Origin of the sequence: Serratia sp. 22278 (assembly GCF_052045405.1) — a bacterium.
Lineage (GTDB): Bacteria > Pseudomonadota > Gammaproteobacteria > Enterobacterales > Enterobacteriaceae > Serratia > Serratia marcescens.
The window spans coordinates 21,637-38,623 of record NZ_JBQEOW010000018.1; the positions used below are offsets into that span (position 1 = coordinate 21,637).

At 58.7% G+C, this 16,987-nt stretch carries 14 protein-coding genes; all 14 read right to left on the bottom strand.

Going from position 1 to position 16,987, the window contains the following annotated elements:
- Position 1 precedes the first annotated feature (1 nt).
- Entirely contained in the window at positions 2–3,490 is a 3,489-nt protein-coding gene (gene dnaE, locus ACTJJ6_RS22150; protein ID WP_016929879.1) for a DNA polymerase III subunit alpha, read from the bottom strand.
- A 78-nt stretch (positions 3,491–3,568) separates the two neighbouring features.
- Entirely contained in the window at positions 3,569–4,162 is a 594-nt protein-coding gene (gene rnhB / locus ACTJJ6_RS22155; RefSeq protein ID WP_016929880.1) for a ribonuclease HII, read from the bottom strand.
- On the bottom strand, positions 4,159–5,307 hold the full coding sequence (lpxB, locus tag ACTJJ6_RS22160; protein WP_151254487.1) for a lipid-A-disaccharide synthase: 1,149 nt from the start codon (positions 5,305–5,307) through the stop codon (positions 4,159–4,161). The genes rnhB and lpxB overlap by 4 nt, the downstream gene beginning before the upstream one ends.
- Positions 5,308–5,310: 3 nt before the next feature.
- Positions 5,311–6,099: an acyl-ACP--UDP-N-acetylglucosamine O-acyltransferase gene (lpxA, locus tag ACTJJ6_RS22165; protein WP_016929882.1), complete on the bottom strand. Its 789-nt coding sequence runs from the start codon at positions 6,097–6,099 to the stop codon at positions 5,311–5,313.
- A 3-nt stretch (positions 6,100–6,102) separates the two neighbouring features.
- Positions 6,103–6,558 (bottom strand): 3-hydroxyacyl-ACP dehydratase FabZ, encoded by a 456-nt coding sequence (fabZ, locus tag ACTJJ6_RS22170; protein WP_004931962.1) that lies wholly within the window; start codon positions 6,556–6,558, stop codon positions 6,103–6,105.
- Positions 6,559–6,718: 160 nt separating this feature from the next.
- Positions 6,719–7,741: a UDP-3-O-(3-hydroxymyristoyl)glucosamine N-acyltransferase gene (gene lpxD, locus ACTJJ6_RS22175; RefSeq protein WP_004931959.1), complete on the bottom strand. Its 1,023-nt coding sequence runs from the start codon at positions 7,739–7,741 to the stop codon at positions 6,719–6,721.
- A 3-nt stretch (positions 7,742–7,744) separates the two neighbouring features.
- On the bottom strand, positions 7,745–8,242 hold the full coding sequence (gene skp, locus ACTJJ6_RS22180) for a molecular chaperone Skp (RefSeq protein ID WP_004931958.1): 498 nt from the start codon (positions 8,240–8,242) through the stop codon (positions 7,745–7,747).
- A gap of 156 nt (positions 8,243–8,398) precedes the next feature.
- The gene (gene bamA, locus ACTJJ6_RS22185; protein ID WP_033639522.1) at positions 8,399–10,825 is read right to left on the bottom strand and encodes an outer membrane protein assembly factor BamA; all 2,427 of its coding nucleotides are present in this window, start codon (positions 10,823–10,825) and stop codon (positions 8,399–8,401) included.
- Positions 10,826–10,860: 35 nt separating this feature from the next.
- Complete coding sequence (gene rseP, locus ACTJJ6_RS22190; protein WP_028127525.1) at positions 10,861–12,216, bottom strand: sigma E protease regulator RseP; 1,356 nt, start codon at positions 12,214–12,216, stop codon at positions 10,861–10,863.
- Positions 12,217–12,243: 27 nt separating this feature from the next.
- Complete coding sequence (cdsA, locus tag ACTJJ6_RS22195; RefSeq protein WP_004931949.1) at positions 12,244–13,086, bottom strand: phosphatidate cytidylyltransferase; 843 nt, start codon at positions 13,084–13,086, stop codon at positions 12,244–12,246.
- A gap of 9 nt (positions 13,087–13,095) precedes the next feature.
- Positions 13,096–13,854 carry a (2E,6E)-farnesyl-diphosphate-specific ditrans,polycis-undecaprenyl-diphosphate synthase gene (ispU, locus tag ACTJJ6_RS22200; RefSeq protein ID WP_049299600.1) on the bottom strand — a complete coding sequence of 253 codons (759 nt, stop codon included), beginning with the start codon at positions 13,852–13,854 and terminating at the stop codon, positions 13,096–13,098.
- A 277-nt stretch (positions 13,855–14,131) separates the two neighbouring features.
- Positions 14,132–15,328: a 1-deoxy-D-xylulose-5-phosphate reductoisomerase gene (gene ispC / locus ACTJJ6_RS22205; RefSeq protein WP_049299599.1), complete on the bottom strand. Its 1,197-nt coding sequence runs from the start codon at positions 15,326–15,328 to the stop codon at positions 14,132–14,134.
- Between the two features lie 157 nt (positions 15,329–15,485).
- Positions 15,486–16,043 (bottom strand): ribosome recycling factor, encoded by a 558-nt coding sequence (gene frr / locus ACTJJ6_RS22210; protein ID WP_004931943.1) that lies wholly within the window; start codon positions 16,041–16,043, stop codon positions 15,486–15,488.
- A 119-nt stretch (positions 16,044–16,162) separates the two neighbouring features.
- Positions 16,163–16,888: a UMP kinase gene (gene pyrH, locus ACTJJ6_RS22215; protein WP_004931940.1), complete on the bottom strand. Its 726-nt coding sequence runs from the start codon at positions 16,886–16,888 to the stop codon at positions 16,163–16,165.
- Positions 16,889–16,987 lie beyond the last annotated feature (99 nt).

Genomic DNA, 16,987 nt, shown 5'->3' on the forward strand with positions numbered 1-16,987 from the left:
TTTAGTCAAATTCCAAGTCCACCTGCTCATTGCCTACCAACGTCCGCAAGTCGATCAACAAGCGGTCGGTGGGCGTCACGCGCCAGGTTGCGCCAAAACGCAGCTTGGCTCGCGCATCTTCCCGTTGATAGTAGAGATGCACTGGAATCGTCCCCGATCGATGGGGTTCCAACGACTGACGGAGACGGTTCAAAAGCTGGTCATCAATTTGCCTGTCAGTCAGCGAGATAGCAAGCCCGCGAGCGTATTTTTCCCGGGCTTCACTGATGTCCATTACCTCGCGGGCCATCATTTTAAGCCCGCCGCTAAAGTCATCAAAGCTGACCTGTCCACTGGCGATAAGGATACGGTCTTTTTCCAACAAATGCTGGTATTTTTCTAACGCTTCGGTGAATAACATCACTTCCAGACGGCCTGAACGGTCATCCAGCGTGCAGATGCCGATGCGGTTGCCGCGCTTGGTCACCATCACCCGCGCGGCGACCACCAACCCGACGGCGGTAGTCATTTTGCCCCGATCCGTCGGGTGCATGTCTTTCAAACGCTGGCCACCGGCGTAACGTTCGATCTCCTTCAGGTACTGGGTGATTGGGTGGCCGGTCAGGTACAGCCCCAGCGTCTCCCGTTCACCGTCCAGCACCACCTGCTCCGGCCAGGGCGCGATATTGGCGTAGGATTGCTCCACCTGCTCCGGCGCTTCCGCCAGCACGCCAAACATATCCACCTGGCCAATAGCTTCGGCTTTCGCATGCTGATCCGCCGCTTTTAACGCGTCGCCGAGCGAATTCATCAGCGCGGCGCGGTGCGGCCCTAGGCGATCGAACGCCCCGGACATGATCAGTTTTTCCAGAATGCGGCGGTTCAGTTTCTTGATGTCGGAGCGCGCGCAGAGATCGAACAGGTCTTTGAAATAACCTTGCTCGCCGCTGTTGCGCGCTTCGATAATGGCTTCGATCGGCCCTTCCCCCACGCCCTTGATGGCGCCGATGCCGTAAACGATCTCGCCGTCGTCGTTGACGTGGAAGTGATACAGGCCGCTGTTGATGTCCGGCGGCAGGATCTTCAACCCCATGCGCCAGCACTCGTCCACCAGACCCACCACTTTGTCGGTGTTGTCCATATCGGCGGTCATCACCGCCGCCATAAACTCGGCCGGATAGTGCGCCTTCAGCCACAGCGTCTGATACGACACCAGCGCATAGGCGGCGGAGTGCGATTTGTTGAAGCCATAACCGGCGAATTTTTCCACCAGGTCGAAGATTTTCACCGACAGTTCGCCGTCGATGCCGCGCGCTTTGGCGCCGTCTTCAAAGCCGCCGCGCTGCTTGGCCATTTCGACCGGGTTCTTTTTACCCATCGCACGACGCAGCATGTCCGCGCCGCCCAGCGTATAGCCGGCCAGCACCTGGGCAATCTGCATCACCTGTTCCTGATACAGGATGATGCCGTAGGTCGGTTCCAGCACCGGCTTGAGCGACTCGTGCTGCCACTGAATGTCCGGGTAGGAGATCTCTTCACGGCCGTGTTTGCGGTCGATGAAGTTATCCACCATGCCCGACTGCAGCGGCCCCGGGCGGAACAGCGCCACCAGTGCGATCATGTCTTCGAAGCAGTCGGGCTTCAGACGTTTGATCAAATCTTTCATGCCGCGCGATTCAAGCTGGAACACCGCCGTGGTTTCCGAGCGCTGCAGCATGTCGAAGCTTTTCTTGTCGTCGAGCGGGATGGCGGCGATGTCGATCGGTTCCAGCCCGGTCTTGGCGCGCCGGGCGTTGATCATCTCCAGCGCCCAGTCGATGATGGTCAGGGTGCGCAGACCGAGGAAGTCGAACTTCACCAGCCCGGCGTATTCCACGTCGTTCTTGTCGAACTGGGTCACCGGGTGGTTCCCTTCGGCATCGCAGTACAGCGGCGCGAAGTCGGTGATCTTGGTCGGCGCGATCACCACGCCACCGGCGTGTTTACCGGCGTTGCGCGTCACCCCTTCCAGCTTGCGCGCCATGTCGATCAGCGCCTTGACCTCTTCGTCGGCCTCGTAAATCTCCGGCAGCTGCGGTTCGGCGGCGAAGGCTTTCTCCAGCGTCATGCCCGGATCCGGCGGCACCAGCTTGGAAATGCGATCGACGAAGCCGTACGGGTGCCCCAGCACGCGGCCCACGTCGCGGATAACCGCTTTCGCCGCCATGGTGCCGAAGGTGATGATCTGTGATACCGCTTCGCGGCCGTACATCTCCGCCACGTGCTCGATTACCTGGTCACGCTTCTCCATGCAGAAGTCGACGTCGAAGTCGGGCATTGAGACACGTTCCGGGTTCAGGAAGCGTTCGAACAGCAGATCGAACTCCAGCGGATCGAGGTCGGTGATTTTCAACGCATAGGCCACCAGCGAACCGGCGCCGGAGCCGCGCCCCGGGCCAACCGGCACGTTGTTGTCCTTCGACCACTGGATAAACTCCATCACGATCAGGAAGTAGCCAGGGAAGCCCATCTGGTTGATCACCTTCAGCTCGACGTCCAGACGCTCATCGTATTCCGGGCGGCGCTGCGCGCGCACGTCAGGATCGGGGAACAGGAACTCCAGACGCTCTTCCAGCCCCTCTTTCGATTTGAGCACCAGGAAGTCCTCGGTGCTCATATCGCCGGTCGGGAACTGCGGCAGGAAGTATTCGCCAAGGCGAATGGTGACGTTGCAGCGCTTGGCGATTTCGACGCTGTTCAGCAGCGCTTCCGGGATGTCGGCGAACAGTTCGCACATCTCGTCTTCGCTGCGCATGTACTGTTGCGGGCTGTAGTTGCGCGGCCGCTTGGGGTCGTCCAGCGTAAAGCCGTCGTGAATGGCGACGCGAATCTCATGGGCGTCGAAGTCATCTTCCACCAGGAAGCGCACGTCGTTGGTGGCCACCACCGGCAAGCCGCGCTCGGTGGCCAGCGCCACCGCCGCATGCAGGTAGTTCTCTTCGTCCTGGCGGCCGGTGCGGATCAGTTCCAGATAGTAACAGTCTGGGAAATACTGCTGATAGAAGTCCAGACACTGATCCACCTGCGTCTGGTTGCCGCGCAGCAGGAACTTGCCGACGTCGCCCTGACGCGCGCCGGAAAGCAGGATCAGCCCTTCGCGATGTTCAATCAGCCAGTCGCGATCGATAGTCGGGCCGGCGGCGCCGTAGCCGCGCTGATAGGCGCGGGAAATCAGCAGCGTCAGGTTCTGGTAGCCTTCGTTGTTGCTGGCCAGCACCGTCAACTGAGCCAGTTCATCGCCCAGCTCTTCACTTTGCACATGGAAATCCGCGCCGATGATCGGTTTGATCCCGGCGCCGTGCGCGCTGCCATAGAATTTCACCAGCCCGCACAGGTTGGTGAAATCGGTGATTGCCAGTGCAGGCATGGCTAACGCGGCGGCTCTTTTCACCAGCGGCGCCGTCTTGGCCAATCCATCAATCATGGAGTAGTCACTGTGGACGCGCAGGTGAATAAAACGAGGTTCGGCCATCTCCAGATACCTGATTGAAGGGGCTCAGCAGGCTGAGCCCGGGTTAATGCTATCGTCGAGCCCGGTCAGGCCCGCAGACTACAGCGCCAGCGCTCTTTTCACCGGCGCGAAGCTGCGGCGATGATGCTCGGTGGCGCCCAGCGCGGCCAGCCGCTCCAGGTGGAAGGCGGTCGGGTAGCCTTTATGCTGCGCGAAACCGTAGTCCGGGTACTCGCTGTCCAGCTCGGCCATTTCGCGATCGCGCGTGACCTTCGCCAGAATGGACGCCGCGCTGATCTCCGCCACGCGGCTGTCGCCCTTCACCACCGCCTGCGAACGCATCGGCAGGTTCGGGCAACGGTTACCGTCGATTAAAACCATGTCCGGCGCGATATGCAACCCGGCCACCGCGCGCTGCATCGCCAACATGGTGGCGTGCAAAATGTTCAATTGGTCGATTTCTGCCGGTTCGGCGCGCCCCAGGCTCCAGGAGAGCGCCTTGGCGACGATTTCGTCATACAGCGCCAGGCGGCGTTTTTCACTGAGTTTCTTGGAGTCCGCCAGACCGACGATCGGCTGCGCCGGATCGAGGATCACGGCGGCGGTGACCACCGCGCCGACCAACGGGCCGCGGCCCACTTCGTCCACACCGGCAATCAGCGTGGCAGCGGGATAGATAAAGGGTTCAATCATGCTTTCGCCAGCTCCAACACAGCCTGAGCGGCCTGTTCGTCCGCACCGCAACGGATGCTTTGGTGCAAGGTAAGGAAAGTGTGTTTCAACGCGTCGGTTTCCGGGCTCTCTTCCAGCAGCGGCATCACGGCGGCGGCCAGTTTGTCCGGCACGCAGTCATGCTGCAGCAGCTCAGTGACGATCTCGCGCCCCGCCAGCAGATTCGGCAGCGAAACGTAAGGCGTTTTCACCAGCTTCTGCGCCAGCCAGAAAGTGAACGGCTTCATGCGATAGCCCACCACCATCGGGCACTTGGCCAACATGCACTCCAGCGCCGCCGTACCGGATGCCAGCAGCGCCGCGTCGCTGGCGATCATCGCTTCGCGCCCCTGCCCATTCAGCAGGTGTACGGTCAAATCCGGCGCAACCTCGGCCTTGATGCGCTCAAACTGCTCGCGCCGTTTGGCGTTGACCAGCGGCACCACCACTTCCAGCTCGGGATAACGGGTGCGCAGCAACTGCGCGGTTTTGAGGAAATCGGCGCTCAGCATTTCGACTTCGGCGCCGCGACTGCCCGGCAGCAAGGCCAGACAGCTCGCCTGCGGAGCGATGCCAAGCTGAGCGCGCGCCGCCAGCCGGTCGGGCTGCAACGGCATGGCGTCCGCCATGGTGTGGCCAATAAACCGGCAAGGCACGTTGAAACGATCGTAAAACGCTTTTTCGAAAGGGAGAAAGGCCAACACCAGATCGGTGGCTTTGCCTATTTTGAAAACGCGTTTTTGCCGCCAGGCCCACACGGAAGGGCTGACGTAGTGGATGGTGCGAATGCCGCGCTGTTTGAGGCGGCCTTCCAGCGTGATGTTGAAGTCCGGCGCGTCGATGCCGACAAACACGTCCGGCCGCAGCTCACCGAAACGGCGGGTGAGATCCTTGCGGATCTTCAACAGGCGTGGCAAGCGCTCAAGCACTTCCACCACGCCCATGACCGCCAGCTCTTCCATTTCGTACCAGGCTTCGCAGCCTTCGGCCTGCATCAGCGGGCCGGCGACGCCGACAAAACGCGCGTCGGGGATCTGCGCCTTGAGCGCACGGATCAAGCCGGCGCCGAGAATGTCACCGGAGGTTTCTCCGGCGACCAGTCCGATAGTCAATGGACGATTCGACATAACTCAGCGAATGATGCCACGGGTGGAACGGGTGAAGAAATCGAGGTATTGCTGCACTACCGGCTGTTCTTTGGCCAGGGCTTCGATTTCCGCTTTCGCTTCATCCAGCGTTTTCTCGCTGCGATACAGGATTTTGTAGGCGTTGCGGATTGCCTGCATTTCATCCTTGTCAAAACCGCGGCGCTTCAGGCCGACCGCGTTGACGCCGAACGGCGTAGCGTGGTTGCCCTGAGCGATGACGAAAGGAGGCACGTCCTGAGCGACACCGGAACAACCGCCTACCATCACATGTGCGCCGATAATGCAGAACTGGTGGATCGCCGTCATGCCGCCGATGATGGCGTGATCGTCGATTTCCACATGCCCCGCCAGCGTGGCGTTGTTGGCCAGCACGCAAGCATTGCCGACCACGCAATCGTGGGCGATGTGCACGTTGACCATCAGCAGGTTGTCGTTGCCCACTTTGGTCAGGCCGGTGCCCTGCGCGGTGCCGCGATGAATGGTCACGCTTTCGCGGATGCGGTTGCGATCGCCCACTTCAACGCGCGTCGGTTCGCCCGCGTATTTCAGATCCTGATTCACTTCGCCGATAGAGGCGAATTGATAAATCTGATTATCGCAGCCAATCTTGGTAATGCCGTTCACCACCACGTGGGATTTCAGCACCGTGCCGGCGCCGATTTCCACCTGGGAGCCGACGTAGCAGAAAGGGCCGATATGCACGTTGGCGCCGATCACGGCGCCTTCTTCGACTATCGCGCTAGGATGGATAAAGGCGGTTTGGTCAATCACGGATTAAGCCTCCCGGCTGCGGGCACACATCATGGTTGCTTCGCAGACAATTTTACCGTCAACGGTCGCCACGCCTTTGAAGCGAGTCAGACCGCGGCGAGTTTTCTCGAAGGTGACTTCCATGACCATCTGATCGCCTGGCACCACAGGGCGCTTGAAGCGTGCTTCGTCGATACCGGCGAAGTAATACAGCTCGCCCGGCTCCAGTTTGCCGACGCTTTTAAACGCCAGGATACCGGTGGCCTGCGCCATGGCTTCCAGGATCAATACGCCTGGGAAAATCGGTTTGCCAGGGAAATGGCCCTGGAAAAACGGTTCATTCACCGATACGTTCTTCACCGCACGCAGATATTTGTGCTCTTCAAACTCGAGGACGCGGTCGACCAGCAAGAACGGGTAACGGTGAGGAAGCAGATCCAAAATTTCTGCAATATCCAGAGTATGAGTGTCAGTAGTCAAAATACTCTTCCTGTCTCTAAAAACTGATGGCATCAACAACACGGCCTGCGCTGACCCCAAAAGGAGATCATCATGCAGGCCGCAAATTAACATCTCTTTGCGCTTTTGGTCTCACGACCAACGCGTTTCGTTTTGTACCCGCCAGGGCGGGCGGCAATGATTAGTCTTTTCCGACTTTACGTTCGACAGCTTTCAAGCGTTTGCTGATCTCATCGATATTCATCACCAACGCAGCGGTTTTACGCCAAACCTTGTTAGGCTGCAACGGAATGCCCGAAGAGTATACCCCAGGTTCGGTGATTGGTCGCATAACCATTCCCATTCCGGTAACAACAACCTTGTCGGCAATCTCCATGTGACCGTTGATCACGCTGGCGCCGCCGATCTGGCAGTAGCGGCCGATTTTCAGGCTGCCGGCCATGATCACACCGCCGGCGACGGCGGTATTGTCGCCAATCACGACGTTATGTGCAATCTGGCATTGGTTGTCGATGATAACACCATTCCCGATTTGGGTGTTATCCAAAGCGCCGCGGTCAATGGTGGTGCAAGCGCCGATTTCGACGCGATCGCCGATAATCACCGTGCCCAACTGAGGGATCTTGATCCACTCGCCGCGCTCATTCGCATAGCCGAAACCGTCCGCGCCGATCACGGTGCCCGACTGAATCAGGCAGCGCTGGCCGATTTCGACCGCATGATAAATCGTTACGTTCGCCCACAGACGCGTACCCGCGCCGATGCGTGCGTGTTTGCCGATGAAACAGCCCGGGCCGATAACCACGTTATCGCCAAGCACAGCACCCGACTCGATCACCGCGTTCGCCCCAATGGCGACGTTCTGCCCCAGCTGCGCTTCAGGCGAGATCACCGCGCTTGGCGCGATATCCTGCGCCGGCGCCGGCGTAGTGTCCATCAGTTGCGCCATGCGCGCGTAGGTCAGATAAGGGTTTTTAACCACCAGCGCCGCAGCACGGCAGTGTGGTAAATCCGCTTCGGTAAGCACCACGGCGCTTGCCTGGCAGGAAGACAGCTGCTCTTGATAGCGGCTGTTTGACAAAAACGTGATTTGGCCAGGCTGTGCCGAATGCATAGAAGCAATGCCGGTGATGACGAGATCGCCATCACCGTGCAATTGTGCATCCAACTGCTGCGCTAAATCAGCCAGTCGAATTGAAAGCATGTGTTATTTAACCTGTTTCAGCACGTCAGCAGTGATATCTTTGGAAGAGTCTGCATAGGCAACGGCGTTGGCGTCGATCACCACGTCATAACCGCCTTTGCTGGCGACAGATTTCACCGCGTCCTGAATGCGGCTCAGGATCTTGTTACGTTCTTCCATCTGGCGACGGCGGTTGTCCTGCTCGAAAGCCTGGGCTTTCTGAGAGAACTGCTCGCGTTGCGCCATCACGTCTTTTTCCAACTTGCTGCGGTCGCTGGCTTTCATGGTAGCGCCGTCACGCTGCAGACGTTGCATTTTGGTCTGCAGGCTACGTTCCATGTTCTGGAGTTCGCTTGCACGGCCTTTAAACTCGTTTTCCAGCTGTTTAGCGACCGCTTCGCGGGCCGGCAGCTGTTGGAAAATGCTGGAGACGTTAACGACAGCGATCTTATCTGCTGCCTGAACGCCAGCTGAAGCAGCCATTGCTAAACCGAGGCCTGCGGCACACAACCACTTTTTCACTATAAACTCCTTACCATCACCCATTTGTGTCATATGACACTGAAGTACACAATTTGCCAGACTTGTCCCACCAAACAATGAGAATCATCTCCCTCTGCCGGCGGGCGCCTGGCCATTGCGATTCTTAATAACTGTTATGCCCAGAGGCGAGACCCGTTACCAGGTCTTACCGATGTTAAACTGGAACTGTTCGGACTTGTCGCCTTCGTATTTCTTGATCGGGTTGGCGTAAGAGAACACCAACGGCCCCAGTGGCGACATCCACTGCAGCGCGATACCGGCGGAAGAACGAATATTGCTGGCTTTGCTGTAGTCCGGCACGCCGTACATCAGCGTTTCGTTGGTATTCTTCCACTTGGTGTCCCACACGGTACCGGCATCGATGAACAGCGACGTCCGCACCGAGTTGGCGTATTTCTCGCTGATGAACGGCGTCGGGGTGATCAGCTCCAGGCTGGCGACCGCCATGGCGTTACCGCCCACCGCGTCATCCGAGCTACAGATGCTCTGACGATCGGTCGTGCTGCCGGCGTTGAACTGACACTGGTACGAGTTGGAGTTGTAGTACACCGCCTTCGGACCAATGGTGTTGGACTGGAAGCCGCGCACGGTGCTCGAACCACCGGCGTAGAAGTTCTCGTAGAACGGCATTTCCTTGCCGCCCAGCCCATCCGCGTAACCCAGACGGCCACGGCCCAACAGCACCCAGGTGCGATCGTCGTTGATCGGCACGTACTGTACGCTGTCCAGCGTCACCTTGTAGTATTCGTTGTCCGAGCCCGGAATGGTGACCTTGCCGTTCAACGTGGTGCGGTTACCCGAGGTCGGGAAGTAGCCGCGGTCCAGGTTGTTGTAGGTCCAGCCCAGGTTCAGCGTAAAGTCGTCGGTCGAGTAGCTGGCGCGGTCGGTCTTGTTCGCATCCACGCCCATCGAGTCGAGGTAACGCCACATGGCGATCTGCGGCTGCATGTTCGACAGGCCGTTGTGGACGTAGCCCAGGCCGGTACGCAACGAGTTGTTTTCGTTGATCGGGAAGCCCAGCGTACCGTCGATACCGTAACTCTTGTTGGTATAGTCCGACAGATCCGCGTCATCCGCCTTAAAGTCGTTGTAGAAGATGCGGCCGCCCAGGCTCACACCGTCAACGGTGAAGTACGGGTTGGTGACCGACAGTTCGGTATAGGTCTGGTAGTCGTTCTTGGTGCCGCTGATGCCGACCGAGTAGCCGGTACCCAACCAGTTATCCTGCTGCACGCCGGCCTGGAAGCTGACGCCGCTCTCGGTGCCGTAACCGACGCCGAAGTTGAAGGTACCGGTGTTGCGTTCTTTTACCTTGTAGGTCACATCGACCTGATCGGCGGTGCCCGGCACGCGCTGGGTTTCCACGTCAACCGTTTCGAAGTAGCCCAGACGGTTCAGACGCTCTTTGCCCTGCTCGACCTGCTCGTTGCCGAGCCAGGCGCCTTCCATCTGGCGCATTTCGCGACGCAGTACGGAATCCTTGCTGGTGTCGTTACCTTCGAACTTGATGCGACGCACGTAGAAGCGGTTGCCCGCGTCAACGTTGACGTGCAGTTTGACGGTTTTATCCGCGTCGTTGATCTCAGGCTGAGTGCCGACGCGCGGGTAGGCGTAACCATAACGGCCCAACATCGTTTTGATGTTGTCTTCCATTTTGGTCACCTTGCTGCCGTTGTACAGCTCGCCTGGCTCAATTTTGGTGATCTGAGCGACTTCCGCCGAGTGGCCGGCCAGATTGCCGTTCACGACAACATCGGAAAGCTTGTACTGCTCGCCTTCGGTGATGTTGATGGTGATGTAGATGCCTTTTTTATCCGGCGTCAGGCTCACCTGGGTAGAATCGATGTTAAAGCGGGCATAGCCGCGATCCAGATAGAAGCTGCGCAGGGTTTCGAGATCGCCCGCCAGTTTTTGCTTCTGGTATTTGCGATCGCCGACCAGGTTCCACCATGGCACTTCATCACGCAGTTGGAAGCGTGAGATCAGTTCGTCGTTGGTGAAGGCATGGTTGCCGACGATGTTGATTTGTTGAATCTTGGCGGAGACCCCTTCCGTGAACACCAGTTTCAGGTCGACACGGTTACGCGGCAACGGCGTGACTACGGCTTTCACCGAGGCGCTGTATTTACCGACGCTGTAGTAGAAGTCTTCCAGCCCTTTTTCAATGCTGGAGATCGTGGTGCGGTCGAGCGCCTCGCCCACCCGGACGCCGGAGGCTTCCAGGTTCTGCTTGAGCATGTCATCCTTCACCGACTTATTGCCGGAGAAAGTGATGCTGGCGATGGTAGGACGTTCCTTCACCTGCACGATCAAGGTATTACCATCGCGCAGCACGCGCACGTCCTCGAAGTTGCCGGTGGCAAACAAGGCACGGATGGTATTACTGATGTCATCGTCAGTGACGGTATCGCCGACGCGAACCGGCATGTTGAGTAACGCCGCACCGACGGCGACTCGCTGCAGGCCTTCGAAATGAATGTCTTTCACTACGAACCCGTCTGCACCGTATACGGTGGCGCTGCCAAACAGCAGCGACGCTATGAGCAACTTTTTCATCGCCATCGTTGTTATGCGTTCTTCCTAACCTATCCCCGCCCCTAGAGGCGGGAAAAATCATTGAAAAGTGCAAGACCCATCAACAACACCAGCACGATCGAACCTATGCGGTAGCTGTAGTCCTGTACTCGCTCGGAAACCGGCCCACCCTTCAGCTTTTCTATCGCCAGGAAGAGGAGATGCCCACCATCTAACACCGGTAATGGGAACAGGTTGATGATACCCAGGTTGACGCTAATCAACGCCAGGAACATCAGATAATACACGAACCCGACTCCGGCTGACGCCCCAGCTCCCTGTGCAATCGAGATCGGGCCACTCAGGTTGTTCAGCTTTACATCACCGGTTATTAATTTGCCCAGCATGTTGACCGTCAGCCGCATCAGCTGCCAGGTCTTGTCGCCGGCCTGATACAGCGCCGGGAACGGTCCATACTGGCGAATCGTTTTATACTCGTCCGGCAGCGGCAGCACTTTTGGAATGATGCCTGCAAACCCCACCGATTTGTCTTTTCCCACCGGCTTTGTATCCGGTATCAGCGTCAAAGACAAGGGGGCGCCGTTTCTTTCAATCTCCAAAGCCAGCGATTGCCCCGGGCCATCGTGGATACGCTTCACCAGCGTCTGCCAACGACCCAACGGCTGACCATCGACTTTAACGATCCTGTCCCCCGCTTGTAAACCCGCCTTTTGCGCCGCCGAGTTAGGCTGCACTTCCGCCAACACGGATTCGATCTGCGGGCCGCGCGGCATAATGCCCAGCGCGACAACGGGATCCTGCTTGTCCGGTTCAAAGTTCCACTGGCGCAAATCCAGGGTTTTGGTCACGACCTGCGAAGAGCCGAACGGCGCGACCCCGACTTCGGTTTGCGCATCGCCGATCTTCGCCACCAGCGCCAGACGAACTGACTCCCAATCAGGCGTTTCGATGCCGTCAACCGACTTTAGTTCCATGCCAGACGAAATTTCAGCCTTGGCGGCGATGGATTGCGGCGCGATTTCGCCGATCACCGGGCGGAAACTCGGCACGCCGATGATGAACACCAGCCAATAGGCAAGGATAGCAAACAGGAAGTTGGCGATGGGGCCGGCGCTGATGATGGCCGCGCGCTGCCAGACGGTTTTGTTGTTGAAGGCCTGATGGCGCATTTCCGGCGCCACCGACTCCACGCGCTCGTCCAGCATCTTCACGTAGCCGCCAAGCGGAATCAAAGCGATAACGTACTCGGTGCCCTGGCGATCGGTGCGGCGCCACAGCGCCCGGCCGAAGCCGATGGAGAAACGTTCAACGCGCACGCCGCAACGACGGGCAACCCAAAAGTGTCCGAACTCGTGCACGGTAATCAAAATACCGAGCGCAATCAGAAACGCCACCAGGTTCCAAAGCACGCTGACCATCATCCCTCACTTTCCGTCATTGACGGATTAAAACACCAACAGCATCAGGCAGGCAAACACCGGCACCGCCGCGGTCAGGCTGTCGATACGATCCAGTATGCCGCCGTGACCGGGAATCAAATGACCGCTGTCCTTGATGCCCGCTTCGCGTTTGAACATGCTTTCGGTCAAATCGCCCAGCACCGAAGCCAGCGCGGCGATCACCGAACAGGCCAACAGCGTGGTCGGCACCACGTTTAGCGGCGCGTAGCGGCCGAACAGCCAGGAAATGACCGCCGATGTCAGCAGCCCGCCGATCAACCCTTCCCAGGTTTTACCCGGCGAGACCTTCGGCGCCAGCTTATGCTTGCCGAACAGCTTGCCGAACATATAGGCGCCGGAATCCGCGCCCCACACCAGCAGCATCACGTACAGCAGCCACCAGGCGCCGGTAAACGGGTTTTGCTCATAGCCGAACTGGCGCAGTGCCAGCATGCCCCAAAAAAACGGCACGATGGTCAGCAGGCCGAACAGCAGGCGCAGCGGGCGCGAATTGCGCCAGATGGCGGCCGAGCCGGGGTAAAACAGCACCAGCAGCAGCGCCGCCAGCCACCAGGCCAGCGACAGCCACAGCGAGCCGCTTACCTGCGGCACGGATTGATGGTAGGCGGGAACGCTGAGCATCATCAGCGCCAGCAGAAAACCGCACAGTATCGCCAGCCAGATGCGCTGCGAACGGGAGGTAAAACCGGCCAATTGGCCCCACTCCCAGGCTGCTAACATGCACACGACGAGCGTTACCAGAGCAAAGGCCAGCGGCGGCAACAGGAACAGCGCCGCGATAACGATCGGGATTAAAATCAGAGCAGTTATGAGGCGATACTTCAGCAAAAGTTCTCCCTAGGACGCATCGGCGCCGATAGGTGTTGTTCCCCCGAAGCGGCGCTCACGTTGTGCAAATGCATTCAGCGCACCTTCAAAGACAAGTTCATCGAAATCAGGCCAGAGCACATCAGTAAAGTAAAGTTCAGCATAGGCGATTTGCCACAGCAGGAAGTTACTGATGCGATGCTCGCCACCGGTGCGGATAACCAGATCCACCGGCGCCAGGTCGCTCATGCAAACCCGTTCGCTCAATAATTCCTCGCTGATCTGATCCGGGTGCAACTCACCGCCCCGTACCCGCTCGGCCAGCTCCCTTACTCCCTGAATGATATCCCAACGGCCGCCATAGTTGGCAGCGATATTGAGCGTCAGGCCATCGTTATTTTCCGTCAGTGCTTCAGAGCGGCGGATCCGCTCCTGCAAACGCGCGCTGAACCGGCTAATATCGCCGATCACCCGCAGCCTGACGTTATGTTTATGCAGGCTTTTTACTTCACTATCCAAAGCGCGGACAAAAAGCTCCATCAGGGCGGAGACTTCCTGCACCGGACGGTTCCAGTTTTCGCTGCTGAAGGCATAAAGCGTGAGTGCATCTAAATGGTGGCTGGCGGCAAAACTGACCGCGCGGCGAACCGATTTCACCCCTGCTTTATGACCGAAGACACGTAACTTGCCCTGACGTTTGGCCCAGCGTCCGTTACCGTCCATGATAATGGCGACATGGCGCGGCCCCGGGGAAGATGGATTAGCCTCTTGTTGGTTTGCGGACGACATAACTCGTACTTATTTCCTCAATAGAAATATAACTGCCTTTCCGGAACATCAGGCCCTTACGCGCAAAAAAAGCCGTGTGCCCGACACGGCTTTCAGCCTGCCCTCGCGATACCCGACGCAGCCGGGTCGCCATTGGCGCACAAGGCGCCAATCGGGTCATAATTCAACGGTATAACCGCTGACAGGTGGCGCAGACTATACCACCTCAGCGGGGCATGAACAAACGACCCCGCGGCGGCACGCGCGAATTACGAGCAAAATCGGATAATCGCCGTGATCAGCCGCACAACGCGCGAACGCGTTCCTCGGCGGCGGCGCGCGCCTGGCGGTCAATGTCTAAGACCGCGTCGATGCAGGTCGGTTCCTGCAGCGCGAGACGCTCCACCACCTGGCGGTTGACCGCCGCAATGTCGGTAAAGCGGATCTGCTGCTGCAAAAATGCCGCCACGGCGATTTCGTTGGCCGCGTTCAGCGCGGTGGTCGCCGCCTGGCCGGCCTCGAACGCGTCGATCGCCAAATACAGGCAAGGATAACGCTCGCGTTCCGGTTCAGCGAAGGTCAGCGAACCGATGCGGCAGAAGTCCAGCGCTTCCACGCCGGAGTTCACGCGCTGCGGATACGCCATCGCGTGGGCGATCGGCGTGCGCATATCCGGCGTACCCAGCTGCGCCAGCACGCTGCCGTCGGCATAGCGCACCATCGAGTGAATCACCGACTGCGGGTGCAGGATCACTTCCATTTGCTCGGCCGAGGCGTTAAACAGCCAGCGGGCCTCAATGTATTCCAGACCTTTGTTCATCATGGTGGCGGAGTCCACCGAGATCTTGCGGCCCATCGACCAGTTCGGGTGGGCGCAGGCTTGATCCGGCGTCATCGCGGCGAACTGGTCCAGCGGCGTGGTGCGGAACGGACCGCCAGAGCCGGTAAGCACGATGCGCGAAACACCATGACTGTCCAGTGAAGAGTATCCCAACTGGCGCTGAATACTCTCAGGCAAACTCTGAAAAATCGCGTTGTGCTCGCTGTCGAGCGGCAGCAGTTGCGCCTGGCTTTGCCGCACCGCGTCCATAAACAGGCGGCCGCAGGTGACCAGCGACTCTTTGTTAGCCAGCAGCACCTGCTTGCCGGCGCGGATCGCCGCCAGCGTCGGCAACAGCCCCGCAGCGCCGACGATGGCCGCTGTCACTTGATCGACGTCGTCCAAAGCCGCCAGTTCGCAAGCCGCTTGCTCCCCGGCCAATACCTCGGTAGCGACGCCGTTTTCCGCCAGAATGACGCGCAGCTCGCGGGCGGCGCTTTCATCCGCCATCGCGGCGAAGGCGGGCCGGAATTCGATGCATTGCTGCGCCATGACCGCGACGTTGCGGCCGGCCACCAGCGCTTTGATCGCAAAACGCTCGGGATTCGCCCTGACCACGGCCAGGGTGCTGGTCCCTACCGAGCCGGTCGAGCCAAGAATGGTCAGTTGCTTCATGAGTTCACTCTGAATAACTGTCTGATGAGATCGGAGGTGCTCCAGTGTGGAACCTTGGACACCGCTTGTCCATGATCTTTCAGTACGATGAAACGGGATCTGCGCCACAAAAAACAAAGCGCCGCCCAGGCGACGCTTTTTTTCTGCACGATGCTGATTAGAAATCCATCAGCTCTTTTTCTTTCTCCGCCAACGCGGCGTCGACCAGCTTGATGTAAGCGTCGGTCATTTTCTGAATCTCGTCTTGTGAACGACGTTCTTCGTCTTCGCTGATCTCTTTGTCTTTCAGCAGCGCCTTGACCTTGTCGTTGGCGTCGCGACGCACGTTACGCACCGCTACGCGGCCCTGCTCGGCTTCGCCGCGTACGATCTTGATCAGATCCTTACGGCGTTCTTCGGTCAGCGGAGGCAGCGGAACACGAATGTCAGAACCGGCGGAAGACGGGTTAAGGCCCAGATCGGAGCTCATGATCGCTTTCTCAACGGCCTGGCTCAGGCTGCGGTCGAACACGTTGATTTTCAGCGTGCGGGAGTCTTCCACAGTCACGTTGGCCAGTTGACGCAGCGGCGTAGCGGCGCCGTAGTATTCCACCATGATGCCGTCCAGAATGCTTGGCGAAGCGCGGCCGGTGCGGATCTTGCTGATTTGGTTTTTGAATGCTTCTACGCTTTTTTCCATGCGTGAATCAGCATCTTTTCTGATTTCATTAGTCACGTTGCAAACCCTTGGAAGCTGGTTACTTGGCAGGCGATACTCAAGTATAGCCCGTAATCGTACTCGAAGAGCGCGCGGCGCCTGGCGTCACGCGCTCCGAAAAAGGGGTGTGAACAGCCTTATTTGCTGATCAGCGTACCTTCGTTCTCACCCATCACCACGCGGCGCAGCGCGCCAGGCTTATTCATGTTGAACACGCGGATCGGCAGACCGTGATCGCGGGCCAGCGTAAACGCCGCCAGATCCATCACTTTCAGCTCGCGCTCCAGCACGTCCTGATAGGTTAATTGTTCATACAGCGTCGCATCCGGGTTTTTCACCGGATCGGCGGAGTAGACCCCATCCACTTTGGTGGCTTTCAGCACCACGTCGGCTTCGATCTCGATACCACGCAGGCAAGCGGCGGAATCGGTGGTGAAGAACGGGTTGCCGGTACCGGCGGAGAAGATCACCACGCGGTTGTTGCGCAGCAGGCTGATCGCCTCTGCCCAGCTGTAATTATCACACACGCCGTTCAGCGGGATCGCCGACATCAGGCGGGCGTTCACATAGGCACGGTGCAGTGCATCACGCATAGCCAGGCCGTTCATCACGGTAGCCAGCATTCCCATGTGGTCGCCCACTACGCGGTTCATGCCGGCTTGCGCCAGGCCCGCGCCGCGGAACAGGTTCCCGCCGCCAATAACTACACCGACCTGAATTCCCAGTTCGACCAGCTCTTTCACTTCCTGAGCCATGCGATCCAAAACGCTGGCGTCGATACCAAAACCTTCTGCACCTTGCAGGGCTTCGCCACTCAGTTTAAGCAGAATACGCTGATATACGGGTTTTGCATTGGTTGCCATGGTGTTCTGTCCTAAGAAGCAGTATTAGTAGTGGGGATTTCAGCCGATGAAACGCGCCTGAGGTGAGTATCACGCTGCAGGGCCTGCCACCGGTGTAAT

What these genes read in the sequence shown, in the direction of transcription:
- pyrH (WP_004931940.1), bottom strand. Translation starts at nt 16,888, where the DNA reads ATGGCAACCAATGCAAAACCCGTATATCAGCGTATTCTGCTTAAACTG.
- ispU (WP_049299600.1), bottom strand. Translation starts at nt 13,854, where the DNA reads ATGTCGTCCGCAAACCAACAAGAGGCTAATCCATCTTCCCCGGGGCCG.
- rseP (WP_028127525.1), bottom strand. Translation starts at nt 12,216, where the DNA reads ATGGTCAGCGTGCTTTGGAACCTGGTGGCGTTTCTGATTGCGCTCGGT.
- lpxD (WP_004931959.1), bottom strand. Translation starts at nt 7,741, where the DNA reads ATGCTTTCAATTCGACTGGCTGATTTAGCGCAGCAGTTGGATGCACAA.
- rnhB (WP_016929880.1), bottom strand. Translation starts at nt 4,162, where the DNA reads ATGATTGAACCCTTTATCTATCCCGCTGCCACGCTGATTGCCGGTGTG.
- lpxB (WP_151254487.1), bottom strand. Translation starts at nt 5,307, where the DNA reads ATGTCGAATCGTCCATTGACTATCGGACTGGTCGCCGGAGAAACCTCC.
- ispC (WP_049299599.1), bottom strand. Translation starts at nt 15,328, where the DNA reads ATGAAGCAACTGACCATTCTTGGCTCGACCGGCTCGGTAGGGACCAGC.
- bamA (WP_033639522.1), bottom strand. Translation starts at nt 10,825, where the DNA reads ATGGCGATGAAAAAGTTGCTCATAGCGTCGCTGCTGTTTGGCAGCGCC.
- dnaE (WP_016929879.1), bottom strand. Translation starts at nt 3,490, where the DNA reads ATGGCCGAACCTCGTTTTATTCACCTGCGCGTCCACAGTGACTACTCC.